Source organism: Gymnodinialimonas mytili, assembly GCF_037544085.1.
Classification (GTDB): Bacteria; Pseudomonadota; Alphaproteobacteria; order Rhodobacterales; family Rhodobacteraceae; genus Gymnodinialimonas; species Gymnodinialimonas mytili.
On record NZ_JBBIFW010000001.1, the window covers coordinates 258779 to 273283 of the forward strand.

The 14505-nt window shown below is 61.2% G+C and carries 15 protein-coding genes; 9 read left to right on the top strand and 6 right to left on the bottom strand.

Features of this window, described 5'->3' with window-relative positions; translation table 11 throughout:
* Positions 1-3: 3 nt before the first annotated feature.
* The 5 genes from V8J82_RS01360 (at position 4) to V8J82_RS01380 (ending at position 5384) form a co-directional block, all read left to right on the top strand.
* Positions 4-1194 carry a hypothetical protein gene (locus V8J82_RS01360; RefSeq protein ID WP_339971337.1) on the top strand — a complete coding sequence of 397 codons (1191 nt, stop codon included), beginning with the start codon at positions 4-6 and terminating at the stop codon, positions 1192-1194.
* Positions 1195-1223: 29 nt separating this feature from the next.
* Positions 1224-3329, top strand: coding sequence for a dynamin family protein (locus tag V8J82_RS01365; protein ID WP_339971339.1), 2106 nt, complete (start codon positions 1224-1226; stop codon positions 3327-3329).
* Positions 3326-4198 (top strand): dynamin family protein, encoded by an 873-nt coding sequence (locus V8J82_RS01370; protein WP_339971341.1) that lies wholly within the window; start codon positions 3326-3328, stop codon positions 4196-4198. Before V8J82_RS01365 ends, V8J82_RS01370 begins: the two co-directional genes overlap by 4 nt.
* Before the next feature lie 86 nt (positions 4199-4284).
* Entirely contained in the window at positions 4285-4671 is a 387-nt protein-coding gene (locus V8J82_RS01375) for a hypothetical protein (RefSeq protein ID WP_339971344.1), read from the top strand.
* Positions 4668-5384, top strand: coding sequence for a hypothetical protein (locus tag V8J82_RS01380; protein ID WP_339971346.1), 717 nt, complete (start codon positions 4668-4670; stop codon positions 5382-5384). The genes V8J82_RS01375 and V8J82_RS01380 overlap by 4 nt, the downstream gene beginning before the upstream one ends.
* 137 nt (positions 5385-5521) lie before the next feature.
* On the opposite strand, the gene V8J82_RS01385 is transcribed toward V8J82_RS01380, so the two are convergent.
* Genes V8J82_RS01385 through V8J82_RS01400 form a run of 4 tightly spaced genes read right to left on the bottom strand, consistent with a single transcriptional unit; the run spans position 5522 to position 7921 of the window.
* Positions 5522-5728 (bottom strand): hypothetical protein, encoded by a 207-nt coding sequence (locus V8J82_RS01385; protein ID WP_339971348.1) that lies wholly within the window; start codon positions 5726-5728, stop codon positions 5522-5524.
* Entirely contained in the window at positions 5725-6483 is a 759-nt protein-coding gene (locus V8J82_RS01390) for a hypothetical protein (protein ID WP_339971350.1), read from the bottom strand. The genes V8J82_RS01385 and V8J82_RS01390 overlap by 4 nt, the downstream gene beginning before the upstream one ends.
* On the bottom strand, positions 6480-7565 hold the full coding sequence (locus V8J82_RS01395) for a Rieske 2Fe-2S domain-containing protein (protein ID WP_339971352.1): 1086 nt from the start codon (positions 7563-7565) through the stop codon (positions 6480-6482). The genes V8J82_RS01390 and V8J82_RS01395 overlap by 4 nt, the downstream gene beginning before the upstream one ends.
* On the bottom strand, positions 7562-7921 hold the full coding sequence (locus tag V8J82_RS01400; protein ID WP_339971354.1) for a hypothetical protein: 360 nt from the start codon (positions 7919-7921) through the stop codon (positions 7562-7564). The genes V8J82_RS01395 and V8J82_RS01400 overlap by 4 nt, the downstream gene beginning before the upstream one ends.
* Positions 7922-8192: 271 nt before the next feature.
* On the opposite strand from V8J82_RS01400, the gene V8J82_RS01405 reads away from it, so the two are divergent.
* Positions 8193-10163, top strand: coding sequence for a putative bifunctional diguanylate cyclase/phosphodiesterase (locus V8J82_RS01405; protein ID WP_339971356.1), 1971 nt, complete (start codon positions 8193-8195; stop codon positions 10161-10163).
* A 21-nt stretch (positions 10164-10184) separates the two neighbouring features.
* Here V8J82_RS01405 and V8J82_RS01410 read toward each other — a convergent pair whose 3' ends face one another.
* Complete coding sequence (locus V8J82_RS01410; protein ID WP_339971358.1) at positions 10185-11114, bottom strand: sugar kinase; 930 nt, start codon at positions 11112-11114, stop codon at positions 10185-10187.
* A 151-nt stretch (positions 11115-11265) separates the two neighbouring features.
* On the opposite strand from V8J82_RS01410, the gene V8J82_RS01415 reads away from it, so the two are divergent.
* The 3 genes from V8J82_RS01415 (at position 11266) to kduD (ending at position 13139) form a co-directional block, all read left to right on the top strand.
* Positions 11266-11577 (top strand): cupin domain-containing protein, encoded by a 312-nt coding sequence (locus V8J82_RS01415; RefSeq protein WP_339971360.1) that lies wholly within the window; start codon positions 11266-11268, stop codon positions 11575-11577.
* A gap of 63 nt (positions 11578-11640) precedes the next feature.
* Positions 11641-12417 carry a 5-dehydro-4-deoxy-D-glucuronate isomerase gene (gene kduI / locus V8J82_RS01420; protein WP_439650042.1) on the top strand — a complete coding sequence of 259 codons (777 nt, stop codon included), beginning with the start codon at positions 11641-11643 and terminating at the stop codon, positions 12415-12417.
* Positions 12414-13139, top strand: a complete 726-nt coding sequence (gene kduD / locus V8J82_RS01425; RefSeq protein WP_339971363.1) for a 2-dehydro-3-deoxy-D-gluconate 5-dehydrogenase KduD — start codon at positions 12414-12416, stop codon at positions 13137-13139. Before kduI ends, kduD begins: the two co-directional genes overlap by 4 nt.
* Here the strand turns inward: kduD and V8J82_RS01430 are convergent.
* Complete coding sequence (locus V8J82_RS01430; protein ID WP_339971366.1) at positions 13136-14500, bottom strand: MATE family efflux transporter; 1365 nt, start codon at positions 14498-14500, stop codon at positions 13136-13138. The genes kduD and V8J82_RS01430 overlap by 4 nt on opposite strands.
* Positions 14501-14505: the final 5 nt, after the last annotated feature.

Genomic DNA, 14505 nt, shown 5'->3' on the forward strand with positions numbered 1-14505 from the left:
GCCATGGCCGCATCCCTGCCACGCCATATGATCCAGGCCCGGCTTGAGGCTTTGTTGACCGTTCCGTCCCTACCGGCGAGCGAATATGCCAGCGGCGCCCGATTGCTGGATGCGCTGCAGAACCCCGCCCGGGTCTCGATCCTGTCGCCCTACCCCGAAGACGGGCTGTGGTTGCTGCAATGTATGCTGCTGCACGAGGTGCTGCCTGCCGAGGCCGACGTGATCCCCACGCTCGAGCTCAGCTACCGCGCCACGCCGCGCCTGCGCGCCACCTTGGAAGATGGCAGCAAGGTCACCCGCGCCGGATGGCCCAGTATGGCGCTGATGGATGAGGGCCCGATCTATATGGATCTGGAAGTGCCGATCGAGGCGCTGGAGACGATGTCGGTTCTGCTGGTGCCGCTTGGCACCGATGCGTTCGAACAGCGTGCTGCGCTGAACTGGGCCGCAAAACGCTCGGAAGTCGCCATCTGGTGCGCGCCGTTTTTCACCGGCGCCGATGCGCAGATGTGGCTGAACGCGCCAGAACGGCTGAGCTATCATGCCTTTGCCGTGCTGACCGGCGGTGGTCCGGGTGATGGGCTGCCCCGGGAGGTGGGCTTTGATGGTGTGTTCCGCACCGATCCCCATGATCCAGCCGAAAGCCAGTGGCAGATCTCGCGCCTGATGACGCAATTGCTGAATGATATCAGCGAGGCGCAGCGCCATGACATTGATGCGGCCGAGTTGTTCCTGCATCGCTTCGCTCATCTATTGCCGGACGATGCCGCACCGACAGATCCCGCGCCGCAACCCGACGCCGAGCTTACCACCGATGATCTGTTTGCCGACCTGGCCGACGATACGCGCAGCCCGGCACCCCCGCCGCCGGAATTGGTCGATGCCATCTCTGAGCCGATGCTGTTCCTGCGCCGTCGTGCCCGTGCCCTGATCGAGTTGCTCGATTGGGAACCGGGTGAGGATTGGCCGCATATGGTTCTGTCCCACTGCGTCGAGACGACCGAAGGGCTGCGCGACCGTGCCGTGCGCTGGCCCGACACAACCGCCGCCGCGCGCCGCCTGATGCGCCGGGTCGAGGATGCCTGCGACACGGCCGTGTTGCTGCAAATCGAGGCCGGTGAAGATCAGGCCCGCGATGCAGCACAATTGTTAACCCAAATCAGGGAAGAATTCGAAGACGCCCTGGTTGCGTAACGCGACCGCCCAATCGCCAAGGACATGACATGGCCTATGAATGTGACATTACCGCGAGCCAGCCTGCGGAGGTACGCTCTGCGGAGGATATGCCTGCCGTAAAGCCTGGGCTGCTGTCCCATGCCTACCGTGACCTGGCGCCGATTGCCGATCAACTGGCATCATTGGATGCCGCCCTGGCGCATCTGACCGAAGCCGGGGACGCCGCAGCGGAGGAAGACGCGCGCGCCCTGCGCCGCGAGTTGCGGCGTGTGGAACCCAGTGTGACGATGATCGGCCAGGTGAAGGCCGGGAAAACCAGCTTGGTCAACGCCATGATCGGGCGCCCCGGACTGTTGCCCGCCGATATCAACCCGTGGACCTCCGTCGTCACCTCGATCCATCTGTCACCCGGCATCCGCGAAGGTGGTGAACAGGCCAAGTTCCGTTTTTTCAGCGAAGAGGAATGGGCCACGCTGCTGCAGAAAGGTGGCCGCGTTGGCGAATTGGCCCGCCGTGCCGGCGCCGATCAAGAGCTGGAGAAGGTGCGTGCGCAGCTGGAAAAGATGCGCGCCACGTCCAAGCGGCGGCTGGGCGACAAGTTCGAGATGCTGTTGGGCCAAGAGCACGCTTATGGCTATGTCGATCCGGAATTGGTTGAACGCTATGTCTGCCTCGGTGATGAAACCGAGGACGACGGCGTTGAGGCCAGCCAGGGCCGCTTTGCCGATGTGACCCGGTCCGCGGATCTGTTTCTGCGCCAGACCGACCTGGCGATGCCGCTTTGCATCCGCGACACCCCCGGTGTGAACGACACATTCATGGTACGCGAACAGATCACGGTGAATGCGATCCGCGCCAGCCGTCTCTGCGTGGTGGTCCTGTCGGCGCATCAGGCGCTGTCGACCGTGGATATGGCTCTGATCCGGTTGATCGCAAACATCCCCTCTCGCCAGGTGATCATCTTCGTCAATCGTGTGGATGAGCTTGAGGATCCGGCCCGCGACATCCCGGAAATCCACGCCTCGATCCAGGCAACATTGAAGGCACAAAACGGGCCGGTCGATGCCGAGATTATTTTTGGCAGCGCGCTTTGGGCGATGACCGGCTTGCAGGGCAATCTCGAACGGATGAACCGCGCCAGCGCCGACACTCTGGTGAAGATGGCTGAACATGAGGTTCGCCAGGGCCTGGAGGAAACCAGCGTCGAAGCGATGGTATGGGCGCTCTCGGGCCTGCCTGCCTTGGGGGCCGCGATCGCGCGGCGGATCGGAGAAGGGGACGGCGCCGATGCCGTGAACCGCCTATCGGTTCGGGCGCGCAATATCGGCCATGGGCTGTCCGTGACCTCCCGCGTTGCGGCGCGGCAGGTTGGCGATCAGGCGCTGCGCCCTGTCGATCAGGCAAAGGTCCTGGCCGAATACGACGCCTTCGCCGCCCGCGCCGAGGCTGCGTTGAGCCAGCAGATGGAAACGCTGAACGCCGCGTTGGAGGATCGGTTGACCTCTGCCCGTCAGACATTTCTCGGGCGCGCCACAACCGGGCTGATCTCGCATCTGGAAACCTACGGCGAAAACGAGGTCTGGACCTACGATCCCGCCGGGTTGCGGTTGCTTTTGCGAACCGGATATCAGGTCTTTGCCAGCAAGGCGGCCCGCGCCGCAGAGGCCGCATTCGATGATGCCGCACGCCGGATCAAGGGGCAGATGGTGGAAACCTTCCGCCTACCCGAGGCCTGCTTTGACCTCGATCCGCCGCAAGTTGTGGCCCCCCCGCCTCCGGTGATCCTGGGCCAGACGATTGCGCTGGATATCAAGGGCGCCTGGTGGTCGCGCTGGTGGCGTCGGCGGCGCAGCTACGATGCCTATGCCGATGAGTTTTCAGCGCTGATCGAGGCGGAGCTTTTGCCGATGGCGCAAGCGTTGGTCACCGATCATGCCGAACCCTATCGCCAGACGGTCCTGAATGATCTGCGCGCCTTTCTGGCCGGGCAGCGCGAGCGGCTGCACACCATGGCCGGGCTGACCGAGACCGACCGCGCGCAGATGACGGAGAACCTGGCAATCGAGGATGAACGGCGCCGCCGCAATGTGGGCAAGGCCCTGTCGCTTCTGGCGCGGGTCGCCCCCGAAGATATGAGGAGTGCCGCGGAATGACCGAAGACACCCAGATCCGCAAACCCCGCCTGGCCCTTCTGGGCGAATTCAGCGCTGGCAAAAGTACACTGACCAATGCGCTGCTCGGCCAAGCCACCGCCCACGTACAGGTCACCGCCACCCAGATGCCCCCGGTGTGGTATTCCCACGGAACTGGCGCGCCCGTGCGTGTGGATCTCAATGGGGAAGAACACGTGCTGGACGGCGATGCGCTGTCGCAGGTGTCCCCCGCCGATACGCGTGCGCTGCGGGTCTATGTCGATGCTCCGCTTCTCGAAAAGCTGGATCTGATCGATATGCCGGGCAGCTCCGATCCCAATATGGCATCAGATGCCTGGGATGCCCTGATGCCCGAATTCGACGCGGTGATCTGGTGTACGCCCGCAACCCAGGCCTGGCGCCAATCGGAGGCGGCAATCTGGGAAAATGTGCCCGGGCGGCTCTATCGGCGCAGCGCGCTCCTGCTGACGCGGATCGACAAGATCGCGTCGGGCAAGGATCGCGACCGGGTTGTGGGCCGCATGGTGCGAGAGACAGAGGATCAGTTTGTCGCGGTTCTGCCGGTTGCGCTGCGGGAGGCATTGGAGGCCGCGCCTGGATCCGAAGCATGGGCGTCCAGCGGCATCGCAGATGTTCTGCAGATGATCGACCGCCTTGCAGCAGACGCACCGGAAGTCGCCACCGCGCCGCGCCGTGTGGAGCCCTCCGGCGATGCAACCCCGGATCGGACGGCGATCCGTCTCGACGGGTCGAAGCCCCGGGCGGTTTCTGCCCCTGATCCGGGCGGCTTGCATGTCATGCCACGCCGTGTGGTTGGACGGATCCGGCGCAGCGCCCGGCCGCATATCGGCGATGGACCAATGGTTTAGGCGACGCGGGCGACCCTTCAACGAATGTTAACCTGCAAAGGCCACAATAGTGGGGTTGAATATGCTCACGACAGGCCTTGGCACCGATGCAAGCAGCAGATCTTTCGCGACTTCGCGCCCGCCTGCCGGCCTGCGAGCTGGCGGCCTATGTCGATATTGGCGCTGGAACCGTCCTCGCTTCAGACGGCGCATTGACCTATCCGCAGGAATATCTGGATGTATTGCGCGATTGTGCGGCGCTTGTCTTCAGCGTGCCCAATGACGATGGCATTTTTGATCACGCGATGGTCCAAACGCCAACCGGATCGCGGGTCTTTATCCGGGACCCGAACGCGCCAGACCTGGTGATCTGCTGCATCTGCGCGCCTTGGCTTGTCCTATCAGACTTATTGTCCGAGACCCGGCAGATCCTGGCCGAGTTGGATGCTGCGGCTCTTCAAGGATCGCAAACGGTGGAGGCAGCGCGCGGATGACGGGATTGCAGGATATCAAATCAGCATTACGCCGCGCCGCGGTGGATGGGATCGCGCCCGGCGATGTGCGCGCCAGTTCGGATGCCGAAAAAACGCTGGCCGATCTGTCGGACATGATCGCCGCGACAGTCTTGCCACGTCAAATCATCCTGCGGCCTAAGACAGGCCCGACATTGACGCTGTCGGGCGATAGCGCACGCCTTCATCACATCCAATCCTCCGATGGCACCGTAAACCTGGATGTGAAAGACGCGGAAGAGGCCGCAAAGCTTCTTCGGGACGCAATCGAGCAAGGCGGCCATGTGGTTCTGCGCATCCATGCGGTGGATAGCCACGGCGCCACGCGATCCCGCGGGATCGCTGCCAGCCAATTGCGCACGGCGCTTGGTGTTTCTGAGCCTGCGGAGGATACCGACCCGCTGGCCCAGCTAGAGGCGGGCCTTCCTTCCGGCACACGCACGGCGCTGGAAATCACGGATGGCGGGTTCGATCTGCTGCGCGGCGATGCATCAGAGGCGGCAGAGCTTGCGGAGTGGGCGGCACCGATGCTCGACACTTTGCTGGCTGAAACATCCCCCTTAGCCTCCGCGATGGAAACCCAGGGGCAGCTGGCCCTGGGATGGCCAGGCGACAATGGTCGGCATATACGGATCGCGGGGCGCCTGGGGCATATCGTTGTCGCCTCGGTCGATGGCGCGATGACCGCAGTTTAGCCGAAGGCGCTGAGACCATTCGGCCAATCCAGCCGGTCGCCATCGGCTTTGCGCCATGCCGGGCGCCTACACCAATATGCGGACGCAACTGATCCTGGGCTTGGCGTTTCCGGGCGGATGGCGAAACATCCCAACCGTCAGGCATCATCGGCATTCGTCAACCGGTCGATCCATCCCGCAAGGCTCTGCGCGCATGTCAGTATCAAAATTGCGCCTACCCCCAGCAGGATATAGCGATATTCGAAAAACATCGTCCCGCGCAGGATGTTCAATTCTTGCCAGCCCCACCAGATCAATCCAAGGCCCGACGCCATCAGGGCAATCTGAGCCACACGCCCGATCATCGCGCCAGCTCCACGCTGTCGGGCTCGACCAAAAACACGTTCATCGACCCGTGCCGCTCAACCCGGCCCTCGGCCCGGACCAACAAAGCGGTGAAATCCAGCAACGCATCGGGCATCGGGCCGCCATCCGGTCCCGCCACCAGGAAAAACGCGCTGTCCCCCACCGTATCGGTCGCTACAAAGACGGGCGGCAAGCCCCCGGCAAGACAGAGATTGGCGCAGGCGCGATGGGCCAGTCCGGTGCCGGGTCGCATTGCGCCAGCCAGACAATTGCCGTCGCAAATCTCGCCGGTCAAACGCCAACGTCCCAGATCCTCAGGCTCCGGCAAGGTTCCGGAACCGTCAACGGCCTGAACGCCGTTGGCACCGCCACGCAAGATCATCCCGTCCAGGTCACCCCGGTTCAACTGTGCGCCGGTGGCACGCACAACCTGACCGTCGAGATCGTTGACGCGGCTTTGGGCACCATTCTTGCCCTGGCCCATCAGCAGAATCGTCGCGCCGTCGGGATATTGCGCGCTCTCCAGGACATGCAGGATCGGATAGGGCGCGGCCTGCACGATCCCTGTCACCTCGGCGCGGCCCATCCGCCCCCCATTGCCAGGATCGCTTTGGGTCGCTGCGATCAAGTAGGAGGTGCCAAACGCGCCCACGAAAAACACCACCGCAGTGAGGACCAGAAAGCCCCACAACCGTCTGTCGGGGCGCGCCCAACCAATGAAAAACGGCGCGTCGTCGGCGTCTGGGGCACTCATTCGGCGGGCTCCATCTGGAACGTGTCGGGATCTGGCGGCGCAGCGAGATCAGGCACGATCACAGGATCGACCAATGTGCCCGGAGGGTTGGCCATGGCGAACACCTGCAACCGCCCGTCGATCAGACGCAATTTGTAGGTCGGAATCTTTTCGGTGAAGGGCGCGGGCGAGCACCCATCGGTCATACGATATTGAAAACCATGCCAGGGACAGGTGATACATCCGTCCAGAATGCGACCCTCGCCCAGCGGGCCATTTTGATGCGCGCAGGCGTTGGACACGGCGGAAAAGTGCGTGCCATCGTAGCGGAAGACGGCCACCCGCTCATTTGGGCCCAATTGCAAAATCCGGGCCCTGCCATTGGCGATCTCGGCTGGATCGGCCACATCGATCCACCCCTCTGCCCGTGCTTTTCCCACCGCCCCGCGTCGCCATGCCGCCAAATGCACTCCCGCGACCGCAAGGGCTGCCGCGCCAAACAAGATGGCAAATAGCGGATTTTCGGCGTCCTGAAGATATCCCAGGCAGATATGCGCGACGATCGCGATATAGGCCACATAGATCAGCAAATGCAGCCGTTTCCAAACGGGCGCGGTCAGGAAGCTCAACCAGAAATCGTGGCTTGTCGCGGCCAGGATCACCAAGATGACAAGGGCGAAGATCCCAAGGGCCTCAATCGGAAAGCCGAGCAATTGCCCAAACGCGGTATTCGACGATAACATCGCCTCCAACCGGTCGAATTGGGTGAAATTAAAGTACCAACCGTAGACATAGCTGGCATGGGTGAAGGCGACGACCGCCGTTAGGACGCCAAAATGTCGCCTGTTGTAAAGCAGCGGTAAAAATCGCTGATCCAGGCGCGCGAGAGGGCCGATGCAGAGGATCGCGGTTAGCATGAAAAAGGCGCAGGTTCCAAAGGCCCGCATCCGTACGATGGCCGCATCGATCGGGCGTGAGACATCTGCCTCTGGGGTGCCGAGGCGGAGAAATACCGCAATATAGATCGCCACGAATACCAACAGCGCGGCGTCATAGACCCATTTGTTGGCGTTCCATTGAACGGGGACGTATTTGACACTCACCGCGGGGGCTCCAACATCTCGGCACGCGCCTCGTTGGGGCCGTCCTGGCGAATGACCAGGGCGCCTGCGATCATGATGGGCACAATCACCGCCAGAAGCAGTGCAAGCGCAGGTTGCAGGGCCAATGGCGGCCGATAGCGCCCCTGCCCCTCAACGTTGCCCCGCACCAGCGCGATCCAACGCAAAAGAACCAACGGCCATAGGATCGCGATGCCAGGGATCAAAAGGGGCCGAAATATCCAGACCCCGCGTGCGTTTTCATCAACGCGGTCGATGCCATATCCCAGAAAGGCGATTGCCACGACAAGCCCGACAGCCAGGTAGATCTGCACCGCCAGAATTAAGGTTGCCGCCATTCTTGCCCTCCCTCCGCGATCATGCGTCGGTGACATCAGCCTAGCAGCAATCCCAAACAGACCAAAAGACTTATTCTCGTTCTATTTGAAGGGCTTGTATACAGGGATAGCGCAGTTTTTCTGCAAAAGGCCAGCCGCTCTAACCGCGTATTAACCTGTCAGGGGGCATCCGAATGGCAGTTTATTTCGGAGCGGCAATTTGAATCGCGTAATTGAATGTCTTACCCATGATCATAATCATGGTCTTGTGGCGGTGGCGGCGTTTGTTTGCATGATTGGCGCCTGTCTGACCGTTCTGATCACCCGCCGTTTGATGAGCGCCAATCCATTGCGAAAGCGGCTGCAATTGATGTTGAGCGGGCTGATCGCAGGCGCCACGATTTGGTCTACACATTTCATTGCGATGCTGGCCTATGACCCGGTGATCCCGCATGGATACGAACCCCTTCTCACAGGCATCTCACTTGGGATTGCCGTAATCGGCTGTACGTTGGCCAATGGCATCTTTGCCTATGCGTCCCGCCAGGCGCACCGCGTCGCGGGTGGCGTGGTATTCGGTTTGGTTATATCAGTGATGCATTATGTCGGGATGTTGGCATATCAGATTCCCGGGCGCATCGAGTGGGCGACAGAGCCGGTGATCGCATCGATCCTGCTGGGCAGCGTGCTGGGTGCGGCGGCCTATCACCGGATGGTTTACCCCGTGACGCGCTATTGCTGGCTGGGGGCAACCGTTTTGATGGTCTTGGCCATTTGCGCCATGCATTTCACGGGGATGAGCGCAATGACGATGCGCTTGATCCCAGGATTTGAAGTGCCAGAGCAGGTTCTACCGGATGCCACGATGGCGTTGTTGGTGTCCGCTGTAACAATCGTCATTTTTTTCGTGGGCTTCGCGGCGATCAGTTTGGAAGCGAATGTTGAACGTGAGGCGCTGGAGCAATTGCAGCATTCAGCGGCACATGATCAGCTGACGGGCCTGCCAAACCGGGCAAAGCTGAACACCCATCTGGAGGATTGCGACGAGTTGCTGGATCGCGACGAGACGGCGCGCGCCGCAGCCTTGACGATCGATCTAGATATGTTCAAGCCAATCAATGACTTGCATGGGCATAGCGTCGGCGACTTGGTGCTGCAGGAAACCGCAGCACGTCTCTCGCGCGAGATCGGGCCAAACGAATTCATCGCACGAACCGGCGGCGATGAATTTGTCGCGATCAAAACGGGATTCCGTCGCGTTGAAGAGGTGATGGCCTTTGCCGAACGTCTGCGCGCCGCGCTCATCGAGCCTGTTGAAACGGCGAATGGTGCGCTGGTTGTCGGGGCCTCCATCGGCGTCGCGTCAAGTCTGAGCGACGGCACGGATATGGCGCAGTTGGTGCAAAAATCCGATATGGCGATGTACCGGGCCAAGACCAGTGTCGAGCGCAAAGTGTGCCGCTACAACGCGGCCATGGACGAGCAAAGCCGCGATAAAACCATGTTGATCAACGATTTGCGCCAAGCCATCCCGCGCCGGCAGTTTCATTTGGTCTATCAGTTGCAGAACGATTTGACCTCCCTCGAACCCACCGGTTGCGAAGTATTGCTGCGATGGACCCACCCGGATCGTGGCAATATCTCTCCGGCGGAGTTCATCCCACTAGCTGAAGAAACCGGGCTGGTGCGCGAAATCGGCCTGTGGGTCCTGCGAGAGGCCTGCCACGAAGCGGCCGGATGGGATCGCCCCTTCAGCATCGCGGTCAACGTTGCCCCCCAGCAATTGGCACAGCCTTCGTTCATTGAAAGCCTGTCCGATATCCTGATGTCATCGGGTCTGGCGCCCGAGCGCCTGGAATTGGAGGTGACCGAGGCCAGCATCATCGACGACCAGGCCCACACGTTGAAGATCATGCATCGCATCAAAGCGATGGGGGTACGGATTGCGATGGATGATTTCGGCACCGGCTATTCGTCGCTTGCCACGCTACAATCGTTCCCATTCGACAAGATCAAGATCGACCGCAGCTTCGTGCAGGATGTGCACCTGAACCATCAGCGCGCGGCCATCGTCCGCTCAACGCTTCTGCTGGGCAACGCGCTTGGCATCCCAGTGCTCGCCGAAGGCGTTGAACAGAATGATGAACTGGAATTCTTGCAGGCCGAACAATGCGCCGCTGTCCAAGGGTTCCTGTTCGGAAAGCCAATGCTTCTGGATGAAATTCGCGAGATCGCAATGGTCATAGATGCAGATGTTGCATGATGCGCTTCAGGTCTGACGGCCTCAGAAGGCCAGCGCGCCGCGATCCAATTGCGTCAGCGCCCCGCGCTGGCCAATCACCTGGCGGGACACGGCGGCGGCATTGCGCAGGCAGGTTTCAATATCGGCGCCGCTGTCCAGTTGCGCCAAAAGCCCTGCATTGAAGCTGTCCCCGGCAGAGGTCGAATCCACGACGGCCGCAACGGCAGGCAAAGCCACAATTCCGCGTTGATCGGCGTGTTGATAGTGGATCGGCTTTGCACCGTCTTTGACGATGACGGTCTGGCATCCGGCCTCCGCATAGCGGGCCAGTGTCGCCGTGCCATCTGCATCGCCAAACCAATCGGCCTCATCATCGAAAGACGGCAGCGCCATGTCACTGACCCGCGCGGAGGCCATCACCACATCGCGCATCGCATCGGCATTCTCCCACAAGCGCGGGCGCAGATTGGGATCGAAGATGATGCGCGTGCCCGACGACCGCGCATCTGCCACGGCGCCCAGCAGGGCCTCGCGCCCATCCCCTTCCAGGATCGCAACCGTGATGCCGGAAAAATAGATCACATCCGCCCGCGCCAATGCGGCGGACAAAGCCGCAGGATCTTCGGCCAATAGCCGTGCCGCGGCACGGTCCCGCCAATAGGAAAAACTGCGCTCTCCATCGCGCAGCGAAATCAGATAGGCGCCCACACTGCGTTGTGCATCCCGACCGATATCGTCGGTTTCGATGCCCGCCTCCCGCATCATCCGCAGCATCGCATCCGACATTTCATCGCGCCCCACACGGCTAAGATAGGCAACGGAAAGATCGGGGCGCAGCGCCTTAAGATACCAGGCCGTGTTGAACGTATCACCCGCAAATCCCAGCGCGTATCGATCGGGCGTATCGGAGGGCGCAATCTCGACCATGCATTCGCCAATCGACAACACGCGCCCCAGCGCGATTTGCGGCATCAAAGGGGGGGTATTCATTGCTGCGACATCTTCCATTTCCAAAACTGGTATACTATCATACTAGTCGAACATCAAACAGCCCAAGGCCAATGGTGACGGGGCCGCAATCTCGGGGCCAAGGCCCCACGACGCAGACAGCTAAGGACCAAAAATGGCGCAGTATCCAGAGGTAACCAGCGGCGAGAACGTCACCCGACAGGTGCTGGCCGATCACGCCGAGCTGATGGTGGTCGCCTTTCGCTTCAACGCCCGAGGCGCCGAGGGCACGCCCCATAGCCATCCCCATGTCCAATCGACCTATGTGCAAAGCGGCCGCTTCCGATTCACCATCGACGGCACCACCAGCGAGGTCGGGCCCGGCGACAGTTTTGTCATTCCATCCGGCGCGATCCATGGCTGCGTTTGCCTGGAAGCCGGGACGCTGATCGACACATTCACCCCCCGACGTGACGACTTTTTGTGAGGTTCCAAATCCGTGCTGAACGTTAAAACACTCTACGCCGTCGACCCCGAAACAACCAAAGCAATGGATACAGACGGCTTGCGCGACGCGTTCCATATCGATGGGATCTTTGTGCCGGGCCAAATCAACCTGACCTACACCCATTACGACCGGATGATCGTGGGGGGCGCGGTGCCCCAGGCAGGCGCGCCTCTGATCCTGGACCATGTGGCAGAGGCTGGAACACCATCGATCCTGGAGAGGCGCGAGATCGGCATCCTGAATATCGGCGAGACTGCCGAGGTCAGTGCGGGCAATGACAGCCACACATTAGGGCGCGGGGATATCCTTTATCTGGGTATGGGGGCGGGGCCGATTCACTTCGCGGCACCCGGCCGGTTCTACATCATTTCGACCCCGGCACACCGCAGCCTGCCCAGCCGCCTGGTCAGCCTTGAAGAGGCCGAGAGCCTCAGCCTAGGATCCGCCGAGACCGCAAATGACCGCACGATCTACATGTTCATTCACCCCGAGGTGATGGAAAGCTGCCAACTGGTCATGGGCTACACGATGTTCCATGGCGGATCGGTCTGGAACACGATGCCCGCCCATCTGCATGACCGGCGGATGGAGGCCTATCTCTATTTCGATCTGGCCGAGGATAACCGCGTGTTCCATTTCATGGGCAAGCCCCAGGAAACCCGCCATATCGTGATGCGCAATGAAGAGGCCGTGGTCTCGCCCCCGTGGTCGATCCATTGCGGCGCGGGCACTGGCAGCTACACGTTCTGCTGGGCGATGGCCGGCGACAATGTCGATTACAAAGATGTCGAGATGGTCGCGATGGAGGATTTGCGGTGACAGCCTTTTCGCTGTCCGGGCAAACCGCGCTGGTCACCGGTGCAAATACTGGAATCGGCCAGGCGATTGCGGTCGCGATGGGCCGCGCGGGCGCCCATGTGATCTGCGCCGGACGCTCTGCCTGTGACGAAACCGTCGGGATGATCGACAGCGCCGAAGCAATGGCGTTGGATTTCGCCGACCCGATGGCTGCGCGCGATCTCTTTGAGACACGGCCGGTCGATATTCTGGTGAACAATGCCGGGATCATCCGGCGCGCCGACTCCGTCGATTTCGCCGAGGTCGATTGGGACGATGTGATGGATGTGAACCTGAAGGCGCTGTTTTTCACCGCGCAGGCCTTTGCGCGCGCCGCCCTGCCCCGCGGTGCCGGGCGGATCGTCAACATTGCCTCGCTTCTCTCGTTTCAGGGGGGGATCCGAGTGCCGTCTTATACCGCATCGAAACATGGGGTTGCCGGGCTGACAAAGATCCTTGCCAACGAATGGGCCGCCCAGGGCATCAACGTAAACGCCATCGCGCCGGGCTATATCGCGACGAACAATACCGAGGCGTTGCGTGCTGATCCTGGTCGAAACCAAGCGATCCTGGATCGGATCCCCGCTGGACGTTGGGGCGACCCCGATGACATCGCCGAAACCGCCGTGTTTCTCAGCGCGCCCGCCTCGAAATACATCCACGGCGCGGTTCTGAATGTTGATGGCGGCTGGCTCGCACGCTAGACCGCAACGTCGCGCGTTTTCCAATCCCCCTTGAACAATCGCGCGTGGAAGGCGGGGAGCTTGATCAATTCTTCCAGCAGAAGAAGCGACAGCACCCAAATGGCCGGCACATCCAGATACAGGACCAAAACGGCAGTCGCAGGCACGCGAAACAGCCATTGCGACCAAACGAAGATATGCATCACGTAGAGTGTGTCACCCGCCGCCCGTAACGTGTTGCCGCAAATCGCGTTGGATCCTTTGGGAAATGGCAGCAACAACAGGATCGGGAGAAAGCTAAGGATGGCGGCGGTCGTGTCGGGATGCAAATCCGCGTAGAGCTTGCTCGATATCAAACAGATGAGGGCGTAAATCAGGGCCACAAGCGCCGCCGCCCAGAACGCTCCGCGCCAGGCACGGCTCAGGAATTGGTCCATCGCCGGACCATCGACATGTTTGCCCAAAAGCTGCGCCACATAGATCCCGGTGGCTTGCGCCCAGGACATGCCAATTGTGCCCACCACCATGATCCAAGGCGTGATCAACGTCATCGCCGCAAAGTCCGTCAGCGGCATACGCGCATAGAGCAGGCGGCAGACATTGTTTGCCAACGCCGCACTGATGAACGTGGCGGCGATCGGCCAGGAAAACTGCAAATGCCGCAAAAGCGTGGCCGCGAATGTGCCATTGCGCCACCCCGTCACACGCAAATTATCACCGGCAAGTGCGCGCAGGCTGACCAATAGAATGCCGACCTGAAGCAACGTGGCGATTACGCTGCCCACCGCAGCGCCAACCACGCCCATCGCAGGTGCGCCGAGATAGCCGTAAATAAACATCAGGCTCGCCGCGATGTTCACTGGCAGTGCGACAGCATAGCTGTAAAGCGGGAGCTTCGTGTTCCCGATGCCGTTGAAATAGCTGGAGATGCATTGGCCGATGGCCTCTGCCAGAATCACGGCACTGAACACGGCCAAGTAGCGTCGCGCATCAGCGGCAACGTTTGCATCATGGGCAAAGCTGTCGATCAGTGGACCTGCGGTCAGCGCCAGAAACACAAATCCCAGACAGCACGCACCCAGATTGACGATCAGCCCCGCCACCAGAGCCGACTTCAGAAAGCTGGGATCACCTGACCCATGGGCCTGGGCCACCCGGATTTGGGTGGCGCTGGAAAAGGCGAACAACACCCCCAGGACAAGCCCCGCAATGGCCCCCGCGACGCCCAATGCCGCCAGGGCCGTTTCACCGAACCCGGCCACCAGATAGGCGTCAATCACCACAATCCCATGCAGCATAACGGCCTTTACGGCCATGGGCCAAGCCAGGCCAAAAATGGCCCGCGTCGGCGGGATATCACTTTGCACGTTGCGCTCTGTCATGGGGC

Coding starts and splice junctions, on each gene's coding strand:
- V8J82_RS01430 (WP_339971366.1), bottom strand. CDS start 14,500: ATGACAGAGCGCAACGTGCAAAGTGATATCCCGCCGACGCGGGCCATT.
- V8J82_RS01380 (WP_339971346.1), top strand. CDS start 4,668: ATGACGGGATTGCAGGATATCAAATCAGCATTACGCCGCGCCGCGGTG.
- V8J82_RS01375 (WP_339971344.1), top strand. CDS start 4,285: ATGCAAGCAGCAGATCTTTCGCGACTTCGCGCCCGCCTGCCGGCCTGC.
- V8J82_RS01405 (WP_339971356.1), top strand. CDS start 8,193: ATGATTGGCGCCTGTCTGACCGTTCTGATCACCCGCCGTTTGATGAGC.
- V8J82_RS01410 (WP_339971358.1), bottom strand. CDS start 11,114: ATGCCGCAAATCGCGCTGGGGCGCGTGTTGTCGATTGGCGAATGCATG.
- V8J82_RS01400 (WP_339971354.1), bottom strand. CDS start 7,921: ATGGCGGCAACCTTAATTCTGGCGGTGCAGATCTACCTGGCTGTCGGG.
- V8J82_RS01370 (WP_339971341.1), top strand. CDS start 3,326: ATGACCGAAGACACCCAGATCCGCAAACCCCGCCTGGCCCTTCTGGGC.
- V8J82_RS01415 (WP_339971360.1), top strand. CDS start 11,266: ATGGCGCAGTATCCAGAGGTAACCAGCGGCGAGAACGTCACCCGACAG.
- V8J82_RS01360 (WP_339971337.1), top strand. CDS start 4: ATGGCCGCATCCCTGCCACGCCATATGATCCAGGCCCGGCTTGAGGCT.
- V8J82_RS01365 (WP_339971339.1), top strand. CDS start 1,224: ATGGCCTATGAATGTGACATTACCGCGAGCCAGCCTGCGGAGGTACGC.
- V8J82_RS01385 (WP_339971348.1), bottom strand. CDS start 5,728: ATGATCGGGCGTGTGGCTCAGATTGCCCTGATGGCGTCGGGCCTTGGA.
- V8J82_RS01390 (WP_339971350.1), bottom strand. CDS start 6,483: ATGAGTGCCCCAGACGCCGACGACGCGCCGTTTTTCATTGGTTGGGCG.
- kduI (WP_439650042.1), top strand. CDS start 11,641: ATGGATACAGACGGCTTGCGCGACGCGTTCCATATCGATGGGATCTTT.